The organism is Malaciobacter canalis (genome assembly GCF_008000835.1).
In the GTDB taxonomy this organism is placed as follows: Bacteria; Campylobacterota; Campylobacteria; order Campylobacterales; family Arcobacteraceae; genus Malaciobacter; species Malaciobacter canalis.
Window position 1 is genome coordinate 2215477 of record NZ_CP042812.1, and the last position, 19853, is coordinate 2235329.

General features: G+C 26.8%; 17 protein-coding genes and 1 CRISPR repeat array. Of the genes, 4 read left to right on the forward strand and 13 right to left on the reverse strand.

Annotated features, from left to right (window positions below):
* On the reverse strand, positions 1-741 hold the full coding sequence (gene trpA, locus ACAN_RS11060; protein ID WP_099334329.1) for a tryptophan synthase subunit alpha: 741 nt from the start codon (positions 739-741) through the stop codon (positions 1-3).
* Between the two features lie 104 nt (positions 742-845).
* Here trpA and panB point away from each other — a divergent pair, with 104 nt between their 5' ends.
* Genes panB through ACAN_RS11080 form a run of 4 tightly spaced genes read left to right on the forward strand, consistent with a single transcriptional unit; the run spans position 846 to position 4602 of the window.
* Complete coding sequence (panB, locus tag ACAN_RS11065) at positions 846-1655, forward strand: 3-methyl-2-oxobutanoate hydroxymethyltransferase (RefSeq protein WP_099334328.1); 810 nt, start codon at positions 846-848, stop codon at positions 1653-1655.
* Between the two features lie 18 nt (positions 1656-1673).
* Positions 1674-2699 (forward strand): Holliday junction branch migration DNA helicase RuvB, encoded by a 1026-nt coding sequence (ruvB, locus tag ACAN_RS11070; RefSeq protein WP_099334327.1) that lies wholly within the window; start codon positions 1674-1676, stop codon positions 2697-2699.
* Positions 2696-3730, forward strand: coding sequence for an AI-2E family transporter (locus ACAN_RS11075; RefSeq protein ID WP_099334326.1), 1035 nt, complete (start codon positions 2696-2698; stop codon positions 3728-3730). The genes ruvB and ACAN_RS11075 overlap by 4 nt, the downstream gene beginning before the upstream one ends.
* Before the next feature lie 29 nt (positions 3731-3759).
* The gene (locus tag ACAN_RS11080; protein WP_099334325.1) at positions 3760-4602 is read left to right on the forward strand and encodes a response regulator; all 843 of its coding nucleotides are present in this window, start codon (positions 3760-3762) and stop codon (positions 4600-4602) included.
* Positions 4603-4607: 5 nt separating this feature from the next.
* On the opposite strand, the gene ACAN_RS11085 is transcribed toward ACAN_RS11080, so the two are convergent.
* The 12 genes from ACAN_RS11085 to ACAN_RS11140 all read right to left on the reverse strand — a co-directional run bounded on the left by ACAN_RS11085 (position 4608) and on the right by ACAN_RS11140 (position 19828).
* Positions 4608-5357, reverse strand: a complete 750-nt coding sequence (locus ACAN_RS11085) for a ferredoxin-thioredoxin reductase catalytic domain-containing protein (protein ID WP_099334324.1) — start codon at positions 5355-5357, stop codon at positions 4608-4610.
* A 508-nt stretch (positions 5358-5865) separates the two neighbouring features.
* Positions 5866-8828: a CRISPR direct-repeat array (repeat unit 30 nt; unit sequence ATTTCAATACATCATATGTTTTGGTTCAAG).
* A gap of 164 nt (positions 8829-8992) precedes the next feature.
* Positions 8993-9310: a CRISPR-associated endonuclease Cas2 gene (gene cas2, locus ACAN_RS11090; RefSeq protein WP_099334323.1), complete on the reverse strand. Its 318-nt coding sequence runs from the start codon at positions 9308-9310 to the stop codon at positions 8993-8995.
* An 8-nt stretch (positions 9311-9318) separates the two neighbouring features.
* Positions 9319-10323 (reverse strand): type I-B CRISPR-associated endonuclease Cas1b, encoded by a 1005-nt coding sequence (gene cas1b, locus ACAN_RS11095; protein ID WP_099334322.1) that lies wholly within the window; start codon positions 10321-10323, stop codon positions 9319-9321.
* A gap of 8 nt (positions 10324-10331) precedes the next feature.
* Complete coding sequence (locus ACAN_RS11100; protein ID WP_322863361.1) at positions 10332-10823, reverse strand: CRISPR-associated protein Cas4; 492 nt, start codon at positions 10821-10823, stop codon at positions 10332-10334.
* Entirely contained in the window at positions 10817-13264 is a 2448-nt protein-coding gene (locus ACAN_RS11105) for a CRISPR-associated helicase/endonuclease Cas3 (RefSeq protein ID WP_099334320.1), read from the reverse strand. The genes ACAN_RS11100 and ACAN_RS11105 overlap by 7 nt, the downstream gene beginning before the upstream one ends.
* A gap of 12 nt (positions 13265-13276) precedes the next feature.
* The gene (cas5b, locus tag ACAN_RS11110) at positions 13277-14053 is read right to left on the reverse strand and encodes a type I-B CRISPR-associated protein Cas5b (RefSeq protein ID WP_099334319.1); all 777 of its coding nucleotides are present in this window, start codon (positions 14051-14053) and stop codon (positions 13277-13279) included.
* A gap of 1 nt (position 14054) precedes the next feature.
* On the reverse strand, positions 14055-14948 hold the full coding sequence (locus ACAN_RS11115) for a type I CRISPR-associated protein Cas7 (protein WP_191287714.1): 894 nt from the start codon (positions 14946-14948) through the stop codon (positions 14055-14057).
* Positions 14948-16654: a hypothetical protein gene (locus ACAN_RS11120; protein WP_099334317.1), complete on the reverse strand. Its 1707-nt coding sequence runs from the start codon at positions 16652-16654 to the stop codon at positions 14948-14950. The genes ACAN_RS11115 and ACAN_RS11120 overlap by 1 nt, the downstream gene beginning before the upstream one ends.
* Positions 16651-17331, reverse strand: a complete 681-nt coding sequence (locus ACAN_RS11125; RefSeq protein WP_099334316.1) for a hypothetical protein — start codon at positions 17329-17331, stop codon at positions 16651-16653. Before ACAN_RS11125 ends, ACAN_RS11120 begins: the two co-directional genes overlap by 4 nt.
* Positions 17332-17451: 120 nt before the next feature.
* Positions 17452-18192, reverse strand: coding sequence for a CRISPR-associated endoribonuclease Cas6 (gene cas6, locus ACAN_RS11130; RefSeq protein ID WP_099334315.1), 741 nt, complete (start codon positions 18190-18192; stop codon positions 17452-17454).
* Positions 18193-18274: 82 nt separating this feature from the next.
* Entirely contained in the window at positions 18275-18943 is a 669-nt protein-coding gene (gene aat, locus ACAN_RS11135; protein ID WP_099334314.1) for a leucyl/phenylalanyl-tRNA--protein transferase, read from the reverse strand.
* 36 nt (positions 18944-18979) lie between these two features.
* Positions 18980-19828, reverse strand: a complete 849-nt coding sequence (locus ACAN_RS11140; RefSeq protein ID WP_079576914.1) for a flagellin — start codon at positions 19826-19828, stop codon at positions 18980-18982.
* Positions 19829-19853: the final 25 nt, after the last annotated feature.

Consider the following 19853-nt stretch of genomic DNA (forward strand, 5'->3'; position numbering starts at 1 on the left):
CTACCCGTTGATTTTCTCTTTTATCTCTTTTGAAATTTTACATATTTTATCAATTTTTTCATTGTATGACAAGCTATCATCAATTATATGTTTTACAAAAGCACTTCCTACGATTACTCCATCAACTCCAACTGATTTCTCTTTGCATGTGTTTTCATCAACACCAAATCCAACATATAAAGGAGTATTTGTATTCTCTTTTACAGTTTTAATAACTTGTGTTAAATCTTCACTTTTACCACTTCCTGTAATACCTGCATAAGCTACCATATATATAAACTTAGTAGCATTTTTAACTACTTGTGCAATTCTTTCTTTACTATGAGTTGGAGAGACAAATGTAATAATAGATTGTTCATATTTTTTTGCCAACTCTTGATAAATAAAAGTCTCTTCAAAAGGTAAATCAGGAATAATCTCACCTGTAATACCAAACTCTTTTGCTTTTTTAAAAAACTCTTCCATTCCATAATGATAAAATGGATTTAAATATCCCATCCATAAAGTATCCATTTGTGGTGCTATTTTTGCTGAAACTTCAAATAAATCTTTTAATTTAAAACCATTTTTTAAAGCTAAAAGATTTGCTTTTTCTATAACAGGACCATCTGCAACAGGATCTGAAAAAGGAATACCTAATTCTAATATATCAACACCTGACTCTTTCATATGTAATGCTAAGTCTATTGTAAAATTATTGTCAGGATAACTAGCTGTTATATAACCTACAAGTTTTTTCAAAATAAAATCCTATATTTAATTAATTTGGATATAATAGTAACATATTATAACAAGGTTATAGATTAATATTAAAAAAATAGAACTTGATTTTGGGGAACAATTATATGAGTATAATTAAAAATGATTTTGAAAAAATGTCAATTACTAAAATATTAAAAACTAAAAACAATAAAAAATTAACAATGATTACAGCTTATGATGCACTTTTTGCAAATTTATTTGCAGAAGTTGCAGATATGATACTTGTAGGAGATAGCTTAAACATGAGCTTTGCAGGAAAACCTGATACATTAAGTGCAACACTTGAACAGATGATTTACCATGCAAATGCAGTTTGTACAGGTGCACCAAAAGCTTTTGTTATTTTAGATATGCCTTTTGGAACATACACAAATAAAGACATAGCACTTAAAAATGCAGTTAAAATTTATCAAGAAACAAATATAGCAGCTGTTAAAGTTGAAGGTGGAGAAGATAAAGCTGATATTGTAAAACATCTAACATCTAACTCAATTGCTGTTATGGGACATATTGGACTTATGCCACAATATGTTAGAAGTGAAGGCGGATACAAAGTAAGAGGTAAAACTAAAGAAGATGAAGAACAACTAATTCGTGATGCTATTGCTATTGAAAAAGCAGGTGCATTTGCTATTGTTGTTGAGGGTGTCTTAAGTAGTGTTGCAAAAAAAATCACAGAAGCAGTAAATGTTCCAGTTATTGGAATTGGTGCTGGAAATGTAACTGATGGACAAGTTTTAGTTTGGTCAGATATGTTAGGCTTTTTTGATGAATTTAAACCAAAATTTGTTAGAAGATATTTAGATGGGGCAACACTTGTAAAAGATGCAGTTTTACAATATAGAAATGATGTACAAACAACACAATTTCCATCAAAAGATGAAGAGTATTAAAAGTTTAGGAAAATAATAGTGGAAAGATTAGTAGAAGTTGAACAAATATCATTTGAAGAAGATAAAAATGAAGTAAATTTAAGACCCTCTTCTTGGGATGATTATATTGGACAAGAGAAAATTAAAAAAAATTTAAAAGTTTTTATTGAAGCTAGTAAAAAAAGAGAAGAAGCACTTGATCATATACTTTTTTATGGACCGCCAGGTCTTGGTAAAACTACACTTTCTTATCTTATTTCTAATGAAATGAATTCAAATATAAAAATCACAGCAGGACCTATGATTGAAAAAAGTGGTGACTTAGCTGCTATTTTAACAAACTTAGAAGAAGGTGATATTTTATTTATTGATGAGATACACAGATTAAGTCCAGCAGTTGAAGAGATATTATATCCAGCAATGGAAGATTATAGACTTGATATTATTATTGGAAGTGGTCCAGCTGCACAAACTGTAAAAATTGATTTACCAAGATTTACACTAATTGGAGCAACAACAAGAGCTGGAATGCTAAGTAATCCTTTAAGAGAAAGATTTGGTATGCATTTTAGAATGCAGTTTTATAACAATGAAGAATTAGCAAAAATCATTCAAAAAGCTTCTGTTAAATTAAATAAAATTTGTGAAGATGATGCTGCATTAGAAATATCAAGAAGAAGTAGAGGAACACCAAGAGTTGCCCTAAGACTTTTAAGAAGAGTAAGAGACTTTGCAGAAGTAGAAAATGAAGATACTATCATAAAACAAAGATGCAATTATGCACTAGATGAATTAGGTGTAAATGATAGTGGATTTGATGAAATGGATATAAATTTACTTGAGCTTCTTGTATCAAATAAAGGTAAGCCTATGGGATTATCTACAATAGCAGCTGCACTTAGCGAAGATGAGGGAACAATTGAAGATGCAATTGAACCATATTTACTTGCAAATGGCTTTATAGAAAGAACAGCAAGAGGAAGAGTAGCTAGTGTAAAAACATATGAGATGTTTAGATTGTCATATCCAGAAAATGAAAAGATACAAAAGGAGTCTTTGTTTTGAAGCCACAGCATTTTTTAATTGCTATTGCTATTGCTATTTTATTTTTTCTATTTGAACTTTTCAATCCCTTTTTAAAAGCAATATTTGTAGCTTTACTTCTAACAGTAGCTACTAATACTTTAGATATATTTATTACACACAGAGTAAAAAGTCAAACAATTTCAGCAATTATTATGACAATAATACTTGCACTAATATTTTTTGTACCTGTAATGTACTGTATTTTTTCATTTGCAAATTACATAAATCAATTAGATCAACAAGCTTTGATGAAAAACTACTCACAAATAGAAACATGGATACTAAATATTCCAAAAGAGTATGAGTTTTTTAAACAACAACTAATATTAATTCTTGAAAAAATAGATATTGCAGAAAGTATAAAAAACATACTCTCAATTGGAGCATATTTAGGTAAAAACTCTGCTTCATTTATGATAGATATGTTTATGATACTTATATTTTATTTCTTTTTTACACTTTATGGAACAAGTCTTTCACACTATATAAAAGATATTCTTCCTTTGAAAAAAGAAGACTCAATTACACTATTTTATGAATCTTCAAATGTAATGAGTATTGTTTTATACTCAATACTAGTTACTGCAATATTTGAGGGTATGTTATTTGGATTTTTCATATCAGCATATGGCTACAATGGGTTTTTACTAGGTGTTTTATATGGTTTTGCTTCATTGGTTCCTGTAGTTGGTGGTATAATAATGTGGCTTCCAATAGCTTTATATGAAGTCTATTTAGGTGATTTTTATGATGCTATAATCATTAGTGCTTATTCAATAATCATCATATCAGTATTAGCTGATACATTTATAAAGCCTATAATTATAAAATATATAAATCAAAAAGTAGTAAAAACTCCAAGTAAAATAAATGAATTATTGATTTTTTTCTCAATTATTGCTGGATTATCAACATTTGGCTTTTGGGGAATGATTATAGGTCCTGCAATGGTTACTTTTTTTATCTCAATCGTTCAATTATTAAAAAAGTATAGTAATGATATGTTATAATCAAAAAAATTTAAAAAAGTGGTGTGTTTATGCAAATTGATTTAAAAGAATTAAAACAAGTAACAGTATTGTATGTTGAAGATGATGATGTTATTAGAGCACAAACACTTTCTGTATTTGAAAAAATCTTCAAAAAAGTGTATGTAGGAAAAGATGGTCGTCAAGGAATAAATCTATTTAAGAATCATCAAGATGAATTAGATGTAATTGTTACAGATTTAAATATGCCCAAAATGACAGGATTTGAGCTAGCAGAAGAAGTACATAAAGTATCAAAATACATACCCGTGATTTTTACAACTGCTTTTACAGATGAAGAATCACTTATAAAAGCAATCACATTAAATATAGATAGCTATGTAACAAAACCTTTAAAAATTCAAGATTTAACATCAACTATTTTAAAAAGTGTAAAAAACTCAAAAGAGAATAGAAATCTATATAAAACAACAAAAGCTTTAGCAAATGAGATGCTAAGCACAAAAAAAGATTATGGACAACTAAAAGACAATTGTGAATTATTAGAAAAAGAAGTATCTTTTTATAAGTTCCTAGCAGAGCATTTTATAGCATCAATAAAACTAGATAAATTTGGAATAATAGAAAATATATCAAACCAATTTAGCAATATTTATAAGTACTCTTTAATGGATTTAAAAAATAAACCTATAAACTCAATAACACCAAATGCAGCTAATATTCAGAAAAAAATGCTAGAAGCAATAAAAGTAAAAGAAGCAGTAGGATTTAATGAAAAGTTCATTACAGCGGACAATGAAGAGTTAGAGTTTCACAATATTTTATATCCACTTTATGAAAATAAAGACAATTATGCAAGTGGATATATGCTTTATCAATCATTGGAAAGATGAGTTAATTACTCATCTTCACCACTAATAGTACTTCCTTTATATGTCATAATCCCATAATCTAAATTTGATACACACTTAAAACCTAAATCATACATAACTTTTTGACAATATGCACTTCTACTACCACTTAAACAATAAACAATCACAGGTTTTTCTTTTTGATTTTGTAACTGCTCAATACTTTGATAAAATGAAGTAGTTGGAACTAAATAATCGCAACCTTTAATTCTTTGTCCTACCCACTCCATCCACTCTCTTGTATCAACTAAATTAAAATCAATATATTTTAATGTTCTAGCTTCAAGAAGTGATTCTAACTCATCAGCATCAATTTGCTCTTTTTGTAAAAGTACTTCGCACTCTTGCTTAGTAAGACCTCTTGAATGAGTGTGAGTAACCTCACTAACCTCATTTTTCAAAGCCTCACTTTGAGCAAATTCAGGAGTACAAAAAATCCCACAATGGCACTTTCCATCCCTTGGTATCTCAACTTCAAGTGCAGGTTTACATGGACAAAGTCTATTATCTGCTTCTTTTTGTTCTTGCTTTGTTTGACCTATTACCATAAAACAAGGACAGAATCTTTTTCCATATATCATCTTATTTCTACTAAGCCCTTGCTGAACAGATTCATTTACATCATTTTCAGGATTATAAACAAAACCAAATCTATCTAAAACCTTGTCTGTAAACTGCTTTGTTAATTCAAACTGAGTTTGGAATTCAGTAGAGTTCATATCAATCTTTTTAATCATTATTTACCTTAAATACATAATTTTTGCGTATTATAAGTAAAAGTTTTTTTAATCTATTTAAAAGAGCTTATTATAAGTTTTTCTTAACTTATATTTAATCAAAATCCAATTCATTCGGGTCATTCCACACCACAAGTTTCAATTTAAAACTCAATTTTCGGAAACCCGAATTCATTCGGGTCATTTTCTATGCATCATATATTGTAGTTCAAGAATTGAAGATTGTATAAATGATGCTATCTCGTTTATATTTAAATACATCATATGTTTTGGTTCAAAGCTCCACTTTCGGAAACCCGAATTCATTCGGGTCATTTTCTATATATTATATGTGTTGGTTCAAACTTAGCAACAGCACAAGTTGAAGAAGAGAATCCAAAATTTCAATACACTAAATGCTTCAATTCAAAACTCCATTTTCGGAAACCCGAATTCATTCGGGTCATTTTCCATATATTATATATTGTGGTCAAATGTATCAGCCAAATAATTGGTAAACAAATCGCAAATTTCAATACATCATATGTTTTGGTTCAAGTTAATCTTTTTTGTTGTAGCTCTTCATTTCTTGCTATTTCAATACATCATATGTTTTGGTTCAAGCAACTAAAAGTATCGTAAGAGGTCGTGAAACATAATTTCAATACATCATATGTTTTGGTTCAAGAAAAGATGGTGCAGATGGCAAACCTTCTTATTTAGATTTCAATACATCATATGTTTTGGTTCAAGAGCTAAATAATCCGCTCTATACTCAACTTTAATACAATTTCAATACATCATATGTTTTGGTTCAAGTATAGGTTTAGTTATGTTTTACATAGCTTTACCATTATTTCAATACATCATATGTTTTGGTTCAAGCTGTAATGCTCGCCGTCTTAGGGTCATTTATAATAATTTCAATACATCATATGTTTTGGTTCAAGAATTAGAGTAGATGAAATTACTAACTCTTTAGGTGAATTTCAATACATCATATGTTTTGGTTCAAGTTTATTGGGACAGAATTCCAATTAACTTTATAAATGATTTCAATACATCATATGTTTTGGTTCAAGGAAACTGGGTCAGGTGGGAACTGTTTCCTACTTGAATTTCAATACATCATATGTTTTGGTTCAAGGCTCATCATGTAAAGGCAATTCATTTGGTAACTTTATTTCAATACATCATATGTTTTGGTTCAAGTTTGTTTTGATTACCAATTATCCTTGCAGTTGTAATATTTCAATACATCATATGTTTTGGTTCAAGGCATCATAAATTAGAATTAGTCGTAAATACTATTGAATTTCAATACATCATATGTTTTGTTCAAGCTTTTTAAAATTTGGTGTTGGTGTTGGTCCAAGAGAATTTCAATACATCATATGTTTTGGTTCAAGTTAAAGACATTGTAATGTCATCTTTGCCTATAGGGATTTCAATACATCATATGTTTTGGTTCAAGGGTATTTCTGGTTCTTTTATATCTTTTAATTTTCGATTTCAATACATCATATGTTTTGGTTCAAGCTCTGGACTTTATACTGCAAAAGAATATGCAGATGAATTTCAATACATCATATGTTTTGGTTCAAGAATTTAAAAGAACAAAATAATATTAATCTTCCACCAAATTTCAATACATCATATGTTTTGGTTCAAGAATATATTCACAAGGGACTGGAAAAGCTGAAGCTCTATTTCAATACATCATATGTTTTGGTTCAAGAATCTACTCCTAAATCTACTAATTTATTTGAACAGAATTTCAATACATCATATGTTTTGGTTCAAGCAAATCAAATTGCCTACCCGTTGCCACACCTAAAAATTTCAATACATCATATGTTTTGGTTCAAGCTAAAAAAATAATGTTTGAAACTTTGTATGTAATTCAATTTCAATACATCATATGTTTTGGTTCAAGCTACCGCTTGCTATTTCCAACTTTACAATTTTGTTATTTCAATACATCATATGTTTTGGTTCAAGATTTACCTGAAAAAGATATAAACAAATATCTATCATTTCAATACATCATATGTTTTGGTTCAAGGCTGGAATTGAATATACTTTTAATGCAAAGTCAATTATTTCAATACATCATATGTTTTGGTTCAAGAAGATAAAAAGTGGAAATACAACTTTTGTTGATATATTTCAATACATCATATGTTTTGGTTCAAGAATATGTAGAACAAATCGCAGACTTACCAAAATTATTTCAATACATCATATGTTTTGGTTCAAGAATATACAGAGGAAAGATAGTTGGAGCGATACTCTATTTCAATACATCATATGTTTTGGTTCAAGTAATCAGACATAAAATTTAAAGTTAATTCATCTCCATTTCAATACATCATATGTTTTGGTTCAAGATTAACTATTATAACTTGTATGAAAGGCTTTTAAAAATTTCAATACATCATATGTTTTGGTTCAAGAAAATGAGTCGATTAAATAAACATATCCCATTTTAATTTCAATACATCATATGTTTTGGTTCAAGAATTAGAGCTTGAAGATAAACTTACTTTTTTTAAATTTCAATACATCATATGTTTTGGTTCAAGAGTGGAAGCCCACAACAAGATTTAAGACCTGCAAATTTCAATACATCATATGTTTTGGTTCAAGTATACAACCCTTTGTTATGTCTGCAGTTGATAAGCAATTTCAATACATCATATGTTTTGGTTCAAGAAATTTAATCGCCTTTATTTTCTTTAGGTTAGTTATTTCAATACATCATATGTTTTGGTTCAAGTACAGGATTAAACTATCTAACTGCATACAGTAAAATTTCAATACATCATATGTTTTGGTTCAAGATAAAAGAATGGTTGTGTCCTTGGTTGCCTCCTATATTTCAATACATCATATGTTTTGGTTCAAGTGATGTAGAACTTCAAGACCTTTTCAAATTTGATAGATTTCAATACATCATATGTTTTGGTTCAAGAGATAAAGGCGATATAGGTCCACAAGGTCCTAAAGGATTTCAATACATCATATGTTTTGGTTCAAGTATCCAAACATGCAATTAACAGATGTTGAAAAAATATTTCAATACATCATATGTTTTGGTTCAAGGAAAGTCAAGACATGCAGTCTATTAATGCATCAAAATTTCAATACATCATATGTTTTGGTTCAAGGCTGATGGAACAGGTGCAGCAGTAAAAGCACTTACATTTCAATACATCATATGTTTTGGTTCAAGGTTTTGGTGTAGCAACAGCACAAGCTTCTTGGCAATTTCAATACATCATATGTTTTGGTTCAAGGTGTAAGCTCTGCGGGAACGACAAAATTTGGAAAATTTCAATACATCATATGTTTTGGTTCAAGCTAGCCCAGATAGCTGGACAGATAAAATAGCAGAATTTCAATACATCATATGTTTTGGTTCAAGTTGATATTCCTGTAGCCTTACTATTTCCACTCACTATTTCAATACATCATATGTTTTGGTTCAAGGAAGATGATGTAGGTACTTCTAAAATACACTTTCCCTTTAATTGGTTCTTCTAAGAAGTTTTTCCAACTGATTATTTTAAAACAATAAGTTGTGAAATAACTTTTTAAAAGTGCCTTATTATAGCTATTTTTAGATGATATTATTTTTAAGTAGGTTGGAAAAATCATATAAAAATAGATTCTGACTCTTTTTTATCATTTCCAATAGTAAGTTCTGCAAAACTTCCTGAATTTTGTACTTTAATAATAGAGATAAAATCCAAATCCTTATCTATTATTTTTCTAAGTTTGTTTTCAAGCATAATTTGATCTGATGGAGTTATATTTCCCCTAAAGATTGATTTTTGATGATGTTTTAGATACTGCTTACATATTTTAAAGACTCTTGATACTCTATACTTACCTACTTCGCTAAACTCATCTGCAATATCATAAAATAAAAATATGTAGTTATAATTATAATTTTGTTTTTTAGTAGCCATTAAAGTCCTTAAATTTTATCTTTTAGATTAAAAGGTTTAAACTCTTTATTTTCGACTATATACTTTATAAGTTTATATCCATCAAGTTTGATACAGTTTTTAAAACTTGTTTTTCTTTTTAGTTTTTTGTGCATAAAAGTTTCATTTATCCTTGTTTCAAAGGCATCAATAAATATTTTTTTACCCTCTTCATTTAAAAGTGCATAATTTAAACTTTTGTCAAAATGCTTTGCAACTTGAATCCTTTTTTTACCTACTAAATCAAAAATTGTTTTAAATACAATAATAGGTTTAAAAGCTTCACTTATATCAAGACTAAGACTAAATCTTCCCTCTCTTGGAGAGTGTAAAAAACTTATAGTTTGGTTTAGATGTGTTTCATATATACTTGATATTGTTTTTGTATAAAGTAAGGTATTTCCAAAACTTACAAGTGCATTTATAGGATTATCAGGTGGTCTTTTTACCCTTTTATTCATGATGAAATCTTCTGGTAAAAAATACTTAAAACTATCATAAAACCTACTCCAAATCTGCCCTTCTACAAAAAGTATTTGCTCTATTGTCAACTCTTTACTTAAAAACTTTTCAACATCACTTTTAAGCCAATCAAGAAACTCTTTTAGCTCTTTTTTCCCATGTCTAAAATAGTGATATAAAGTTTCATGAATATTTAAAGCTATCGCCCTTACAATAGCTTTTGCTATGTTCAATCTTCTTTCTATAAAACATAAAGATTGTTTTATAGTCAAATCCCCACTTACAAGTTGTTCTTTTGGATAAAAACTTCCACTATAGTTTCCATGATAATTAAAAAGATGAAGTGTTATACCAGCACGAGATATAAAGTCTAAAAACTTAGTATTGAAACTAACTTCATTCATACAATAAAGCTCTCTAGTATCTTGTATGGGAATATAAAAATTTCCTTTTTCATTCTTAAAAGCTATAGAGTTATCTTTACGTTTAAGCTCCCCCATTGAAAATATATATCTAGTATGATTCTTTGCCATTTTAATCCTTATATAAAACAATACTCATAATAAGCACACTTTTTACACTTGTTTTCAAATTTTGCTGCTGGTGGTATTGGTGCATTTATAAGAGTTTCTATCTCTTTACATATTTTTAAAAGCTCTTTTTCATTTACCTCATCTAAATCAATATAGTGTACTTTTTTATCTTGTTTGTTTTTTTCAATAAACTCAATCTTGCCTTTTCTTTCAACACCTTTTTGTTTTAGTTTATAAAGATAAAGTAAAACCTGCCATCGTACAGACTCAATGTCACTATCACTTTTCTTAATCTCAACCAAATAATCACGGGTGAGTTTATCTATCTTGATATTATCAATACTTATCTCAGTTTTTTTTGACTTTGATTCATTTATCTCATGTAAAATTTTACCTATTCGTACATCTTCGCTATTATCTTCTAAGTTTATACGGTTGGCATGAAGATAACATTGCCTTTTACAGTGAAAATAATAGTTTATGAGTGTGCCGTTTACCAAAATATATCCTTACTTTTATCTTGATATGCTTTTCTATTAAACTTACCATTTTTTATAAAAGTTTTATAATCTGAAATAAGATAATAAGAGCCACAAGCATAGTCATAATATCGTAATGATTGCTTATTTGAATATTTTGTTATATTAAAGGTAAAAAACTGCATTAATGAGTTTAATTCACTTCTTTTTATCTCTTTTTTAGCATAATTATTTATATCATTTAACTTTTCAAACTCACTCCAAATAAGCTGTCCATCTAAGTTTTTATTTTCATCTAAATAATCTACTATTTTTTCTTTATCTTTAAACTCTTCAATATTATATTTTGAAATATCAAGCTTAAAAGGAAAATACAATCTAAAGCTTTGTGTATTTATCAGTCTCATTTTTTCTTGTATCTCTTTATAATTTAACTTTTGAACTATTTCGTTAAATTTTTCAAAATTTCCAAGTATTCCATCTTCTATTTTAGCATCATTATTTTTTATTCTTTTAAATACATTTTTATAAAAACTCTCAAAATCTTTATTCAATAAAACTTGTCTAAATTCACTTTTTCGTAAATTATCTTCTATACGATTATCTTCTTTATAAATCCTGCTCTCTTCATCTTTATTGAAAAAATATACTTTTGGCTTATATTTATTTTCAAGTTTTAGACAAGATCTATTAATACGACCTAAAAATTGTTCTTCGCTATCAATAGTTGAAATATCCTTAAAGCCTAAATCCATATCTATATCAACACCAGCCTCTATAACTTGAGTTGCCACTAAAATAATTTTTAATTCTTTTTCATCTTTTATTTTTTGTATAACATGTTCTCTGGTAGCTTTATTATCATCACCACTTAACTCAAAAATCTCAAAATTGCTAAACCTAATATCTTCTTCAATTTTCTCAAAAAATTCTCTTGCACTATCTTTTTTTATAAATTCAAATACAATTTTTGAATAGTTTTCCTTTTCTATATCTAATTTATCTATCAAAATATCATATTTAATCTCTTTATATTGTTCCAATAATGAAAAGTCAACTTCTACTCTATTTTTAAAATATTCACTTTGAAAATAATCATTTTTATTTTTGATAAGTTCTACAAAAATATCTTTGTTCTCTTCACTATCTATTAAATTATCAAGTTTTGGTAATGTTGCAGACATAATAATAATCTTCATATTTAAAACTTTTGCATAAATAGAAAAAAATTTAATCATATAAGACCAAAGTTTATTATCATAACTTTGTATTTCATCAAGTATTATCACACTATTTGCCATTTGCCAAAGTGGAAAGTTATCCTCTTTTGTTATTCCAAAAAGTATATTAAAAAATGCAATATGCGTTGTAAGAATTAACTCATTATGAAAAAAAAGTCTACTCATATATGACTTTTGATATTTACTCTCTTCATCTTCTTGTTCTTGATCAGTTATCTCTTTTATAGGAGTAATAGAATTAATCACTTCCATATTTAAATCTTTATCAAATATATCACCAAGTTGTTTTTTTGTTTGCTCAACTAAAGTATTGAAAGGAAATACATAAAATATTTTATTAATATCTTCTTGTTTTATTAACTTTATTGCAAGATTAAGTGAAGTAAGTGTTTTGCCACTTCCCGTTGGTGCTTCAAGATAAAAAATATTTTTATCAAAATTTTCAAGAAGATTCTCTTCTGCTTCTAAAAACATCTTTGAACGAAGTTTATTTATTCCTTTTATATTTTCACCACTTCTAATATTTTTGACAATTTTATACTCTTCAAATTTATTTATAATTTTCTGTTTATTTTTTATAGTTCCAAAATCTTCAATTGTTAAATCAGCCATATAATGTGTTGTTGCATAATAATCACTTGAAACTAAAATAGAAAAAAGAAGTTTATTTAATATATAAAATTCAAAGGGGTTATTTATATATTTTTCACTCTTTTTTTTCACAAGTTCATAAGAACCATCTTCTTCTATATTATAATCTTCAATACTATCAAGCTTACCATGATGTTTTGTTATTGCATAAGAAAAAGTGTTAAGGATATAATTGATTTTATCAAATATTTCATCATCTTCTATATTATCAACTTCTTCTGTAAATAATTTGATAAACTCTTTAGCTGAATATATTGAATGTTCAGATGAGAGCGTAGTTTTTTCAAATAGTTCATTATCCATTTTGTTTGCTTGAAAAGAATTATTTGTTTTACCTAAATCATGCAAAAAAATTGCATTATAAAAAAACTTTTTTATTAAAATAAAATTATCTTTATCTAAATCACTAATCATCTTATCAATTAGATTTGATAAGTTTTTTTCTTTTATAATTTTTTCAAGATAAAGTTTTGTTAAATTACAATGCTCAATCAATTTTTCTTTTGGTTTGTTTTTACAAGTATGAGCAAAATATTTTTCATACTTTTGCTCATCTAGTTTCACATACATAAATAAACCTTTTTAAAAAAAGAAATAGTTTTTATCTTCAAAAGAATATATTTCTTTATACTCACATTTTAAACTTAACTTTTGATTTGTAAAAACCAAACTTTTATATTCATAAAAATGAAAATCTTTTTGTAAAGAAATAGGAGAAATTTCTTTAAATATAAAAGGTAAAATTCTTCTTCCTGCACTATCATCAATTTCAAAATAATCATCTATAAATAATGAATCAATTTTTTGAAAATTTTTTGAATATTCTAAATTTATCTCTTCTAGAAAATTTATATTCGCAGGATGATCATTCTTGCCCAAATATGGAATAAATACAGCCTTTTTACCTAATAAATATTCTTTTATTTTTTCATATATTTTAGTATTATTATCTAATATAAGTATTTGCCATTTTGGATTTTCAAGCCACTGTTCTCTTATAACTAAATTTCCACCTAATTCTTTACTTGCATATCCTACAGAATTATTAAAAGTTTGAATCTTTTTTGTAAAATATCCTGTATTTGGTTCTTTACCATTTTTTGGAATTATACTTATCTTTAAATCTTTTAATTTTTCATAATATTCAGGAAACCCAACATTTAAAGGTTTTTTATTTTTCTTATTTTCGATATTTTCATCATAAAGCTTATTGTATCCCCCAAGTCCAATAATTGCTCCAAGTATTCCTAAAAGTGCAGGTTTGTGGATATTATTATAGGTAAAATATGTATAAGAATTTACATCAGGCTTTTTAAAAATGGCACTTTTACCACTTATTTCAAAGCTTATAGCATTCATCTTATAGCTTTTCTTGTGTAAAGATATTAAACTTATCTAATGTTGTATTTACTTTTAGTTTATAAGGGTTGAAATACACCTCAACACTTTCATATTTATCTTTAATAAGTTCTTCAACTTTTGATAAGTCAATACTTTTTTTATCACTATCAAAAACAATATAATCACTTAAATCAGGCAAATAAGTATTTTCATCACTACATTTAACAAATAAAGCAAACTCATTTTCACAACCAAATTTTGAATTTGTATTAAAAGCAGTTGCACTTGTAAGCGCTACTTTTTTAAACTCTTCAAAATCATTTTCAGTATAACCTTCAAAACTATCTAATATATTTTTATAATTATCATATGCTTTTGGATTTATTGAAAAACCATAAAAATAGTGTGCTTCATCAACAGTCACTTTAGTACCCAAAGTTGATTGCTTTGCATCTTCTTTTGTAGAATCAGCAAAGGGAGATAATATATCTTGAACTTCTATATTTGTATCATCAAACTTGTTAAATCCTTGACCAAATTGTACAGCACCAGTTATAGAAATATTTTGTCCCTCTTCTGCAAAAGTAGCTCCAAAATTTTTAACATCAATACACTTAAAAAGATTTGTTAAGACTTCATTTGTAGTAGTGCTCTTTTTATCTATAGTTGAAAAAAGATTTGCATATCGCTCACCTAACTTATTTGGAATAACACTTCCTTTTTCTTCTTTTAAACTTTTGATATACATTACTTTTTTATCTTCATTTTCCCACATCTTTTTCATTGGATATTTTAAAGCCTTATCACTACCAAAAATCTCCCCATTGCTAGTAGATTTTGGACGACCTGTAAAATCAGCATTCCAGTTTGCCATTTTTGCTTTTATTCCAATTACTCCATAAACTCTTTTCATTATATATTCTCCTCATTTTCTTTTTTTTCTTCTTTTTGTCTTTTTTCATAAAATGTATTTTTAGCCATAAAACCTACTAAGAATCTATCTTTTTCTTTATCACTTAATTTACTATCATCTTCATAAGCTTTCAAAAGAGAACTAGCTTTTAATGCCCAAGCATTATTAAGTCTTATTTCATGTTTAAATTTTTCTAAATCATTATTTAAAATACTTTGTATTTTAGATATATATTTAGCTTTAAAATATTGTTCTGCTAAAGCTAAAGTTTTATTTTTATTACTTGCTTTACTTAACGATAACAAATAAGCTGCCCATTGACCAGCTAAAAAAAGATATTCATCTTTTGATAATGACTTATATTCTTCATCCTCTAACATATTTTTCAAATCTTGCAACTCTTGTTTTATATCCATTTTTTCTCCTTTTTGTAATGCTAATTTTAAATTCATGGCTTCTTTTGCTCTAAATTCTCTTTCATTCATATAATGATTTATAACAAACTGTGTTCCATATTTTTTTATGATATTTAAAAATCCTCTATCATCATATTTTTTAAAATAATTAATCATTGTAAATTTAGTTATAAAAAGTATTGATTGTAATTCTTTTGATAAAAAATCAGATACTTTTATATCTTTACTATCTCTATAGTAATTAAACTTTAATTGCCCATTATAAAAAAGTGTATCAATCTTATCTTCTAATTGCCATAACTCTTTTATCTCATAATCAGATATTAATTTTTTATCTTTTTCTAGTTCTAAAATATTTTTTACATATGTTGGGTAAAATGATTTATTTATATCATCTGCTTTTATCGGAATATAATCAAACTCTGTAATTTCAGCTTCATCGTTGCTTAAATGTTTTTGTATAAAAAAATGTTCATCTAAAGTTCTATCTTGATTATAAGGTTGAAGTTTCAACCAATCAAAAAACTTCTTTAACATCAAAGCATCTTTATTTTTTATCATAAAAGGGATAGTAAGTTTTCTATTTTTGTTTTCTAAAAAAGGTTTTTTAGAGTTCAACCCCATATTTGAGTTGGATAAGCCATAAATTATATCATCTATCTTTTGATTATATTTACTATCATTAAATATTTTTAAAGATAGATATATTTCACTCTCTTTTTTATAATTTTCTAAATCTTCCTCAAAAAATATTTTTATATAGTTTTTTATCTCTTTTTCTTTTGCTACTTGAATTATTTCATCAAAACTATTTTTCAAAATTAAACATTTTTTTAGAATATCTTCTTTTCTATTCTCATTTTTTAACCTATCTTGAAAAACTGCTATTACTTCTTTGTCTTTTTTATCTTTATATTTTGAGAAATCTACTAGAACATTAAAGTGCTCATCTATTTTTTCTTTTGCATATTCACTGTTTTCAATTTTGAAGAAATAAGATAGATAATTAATATTATGAATTTTTTTATCAAATAAAGCCTTATTTGAATTTATATAAGAGCTATAATAATCCCACTTTTTAAAATCATCACAAACACTACTATTTTGTATGCCATTTAAATCAGTAAAAACCTTTTCTCTTTTTACAGTTTTTGATTCAAAGAGTTCTAAGGTTTCATCTTTTTTTATTTTAACGTACAATCCATCTTTTAAATTATATGAACCCAAAATCAAATCATCTTTTTTCTCTTCATATAATTTCTCGAATACTTCTAAAACATCATAAATCATTGATTATCCTTACTTAATTCATCTAGTTTTTCTTTTATTATCTTCTCTTCATTGTTATATATATATTCAAATTCATCAAAGGCTATAGTCAATTTATAAACATCTTTATTTAGCCAATAAATCATTTCCAATATCTCTTTATGAATTTCGAATAGATTTTTTATATTAATAATCGTATCAAAATGAAAAATCTTATTTCTAAATTTTCTTATTAAATTTGTCTTTTTCATCAATACTTTTCTTGTTGCATATTTTCGTGGGATATTGGGGAATATCAATTTAGTATACTTATTCCATACTTTTTGGTCATAAGGTTTACTAAAAAGTGCACACCAAAATCCAAAGTTTAGTTCTGAGATTATTCTTCCAGGAGTCAATTCTTTATTTATATTATTTTTTGCTTCACTTATTTTTTTATATGAATCATTTGTCAAGAAGTCAGATATTTCAAACCAATTATCATTTTTTAATTGATTTGATAATGTAGTATGTATATTATTTCTTAGAGTTGTTTCAAGTTTTTGCAATGGCAAATAAAAAGATTTAGATAATTCAATATTTAATAGATATTTTCTAATAATTATTTTTTTATCTTCTGTTTGAAAAATAGTAAAATAATGACTTAACCTTTCATTAGATACAGATTTTTCTAAGTTTTTATAAAACTCATTATTCACTACTCTTCCCTCCTTGATTTTTTTTCACTTTTTATATATAATATAACCGTAGTTCCTAGGTAAATCCTCTCCTGTAATCTTTTTACAGTGAAGAGCCTAGGAGATGATTATTTACTATTTTTAGACCCTAGAAAGCACAAACCCTCCGCCATAACTCTGTTTCTCCCCAAGTCCACAAGAAAGTGCTACAAATGCTAGTTTTTGACTTGTTTCATCTTCATTTGGTACTATTTTAAGCTTATTTCCAAAGAGTCTTACTCTTATGCTTTTACCATCATTTATCTTTTTCATAAAATATATTGATTGTGGTTTTTGATTTTTGATTTCTAGTAGTTGAATAAAGTTTTGTGTTGGTTTTAGTTTTTCATTGTAAAAGTTTTCGTATTTTTTTAAAAGATTATCTTGTAGTTGTTTTTGAAGTTTTAAGATATCTCCATCTTTATCTACTGTCCAAAATATTGATTTGTTATTTTCATCTTTTACAGTTGTAATAGTTGGGGTTATTGTATATAGTTCACTTATAAAAATTTGTTTTACAACTTTTTTTGTTGTTTGTAGTACTTGAAAAAAACTATTGTTTACATTTTCTCTTAATATTCTTTGAAGTTTATAAATAAACTCTTCATCCAATGAGCGAATTATAAACTCATAGGTGTTTCCCTTTTTGTATAGTTTATCTTTTTCTATTGGGTAAAAGTTCCCAAAACAATAGTTTTTGAAGTTTTTTTCTTCATGAAGTTTTTTTAATTGCTCATCTTTTGTAAAACAATAATTTATATAGCTAGATATGATATCAAAACTACTATTTAGTTCAATCTCTTTTTTAATATATGCCAAGCATTTTAGTTCAAAATATTTCATTTTATCTCCAATAAAATTATAATATAATAATTGTACTGTAAGAATATTTATAGTTTATTAAAAATGACTTATTTAAAACCAATCAAAACTTTGGAAAGTTTTCTATGGATTTTGCTAACTTATCTAAGAACTCATCTCTACTGATACATTTTGCACCAAGTGATTGTAAGTGTTCTGTTGGGGTTTGGCAGTCAAGTAGGCTAAAACCTTTTTGCTTTAATCTTTGTACTAAGTGATATAAAGCAACTTTTGATGCATCACTTTTTTTTGCGAACATTGATTCGCCACAAAACATATCACCAATTACTAAACCATATCCGCCGCCTACAAGTTCACCCTCATAATAACTTTCAAAAGAGTGTGCATATCCAATTTCATGCAGATGTGTATAAGCTTGTATTAATTCATCTTGAAGCCATGTACCATCTTGTGTGGGTCTAAATATGTTTTTACACTCTATCATTACTTGTGTAAAGTTCTCATCAAATTTTACTTCAAATTTCTCTTTTTTTATTGTTTTTGCTAAACTTTTAGATACTTTAAATTCATCTAATTGCATTACTAATCTTGGATTTGGACTCCACCAAAGTATAGGTTCATCTTCATTGTACCAAGGAAAAATTCCATTTGCATATGCACTAATCAATCTTTTAGCAGATAAATCACCACCATATGCCAAAATACCTTCATTGCAAGCTAATCTTGGGTTTGGAAAAGTATAAATATCATCAGTTAAAGGAAATATTCTCACAAAAATCCTTATTGTTTTTTTGTGATTATAACAAGGCTATCTAAATAGATATCTTAATATATTCTCTTGCATTTTATTTGCTTGTGCCATAGCAAACATGCCAGCTTGTACTAAGATATTTAATCTACTAAATTCAGCTGCTTCTTTTGCATAATCAACATCTCGAATAACAGATTCACTTGCTTTTAGATTTGTTTTTAAAGTTATCATATATCTAACAGAAGACTCTAGTTGATTTTGAGTAGAACCAAATTCAGACCTAAAAGTATTTAATGTAGTTAGTGAGTTATCAATATCATCAAGCCAATCTCTAGCAACAGTTATATCTAAACTATTTGCTCCTAGGTTTTTCAAGGTATCCAATCCTAAACCAATTGTATTTGATTGTACACCCTTAAGTTCTATTGTATTAGCAGCTTTTTCACCTATTTGAAAAACTTTATCACTGGAAATATCTGTATTTGAGTGATTGTTTTGTAAAAGATAGTTTCCATTGTAGTTTGTTTGAGAAGCAATATTATCTAATTGTCCTAAAAGTTTTGAAATATCTTTTCTTATAGCTTCTCTTCCTGCATCAGTTGTAGTATCTGTTGAAGCTTGCATAAGTTTTGTTTTTACAATATCAATAATATTTGATTGTTCAGCCATTGCTTTATCAGCTATTTGGGTCATTGCTATTGCAGAATTTGCATTTTCAATACTTTGTTGGACTGAACTTGCTTGTGTTCTTAATTTATCAGCAATTGCAAGTCCAGAGGGATCATCACTTGCACTGTTTATTCTAAGTCCTGTTGATAATCTTCTTAAAGATTCAGATAAGAGTTTGCTATTATTACTGTAGCTTTCATAAGCAATTAAGCCAGCTACATTTGTATATAATCGCATAGCAAACTCCTTTTTAAGTTAGTCG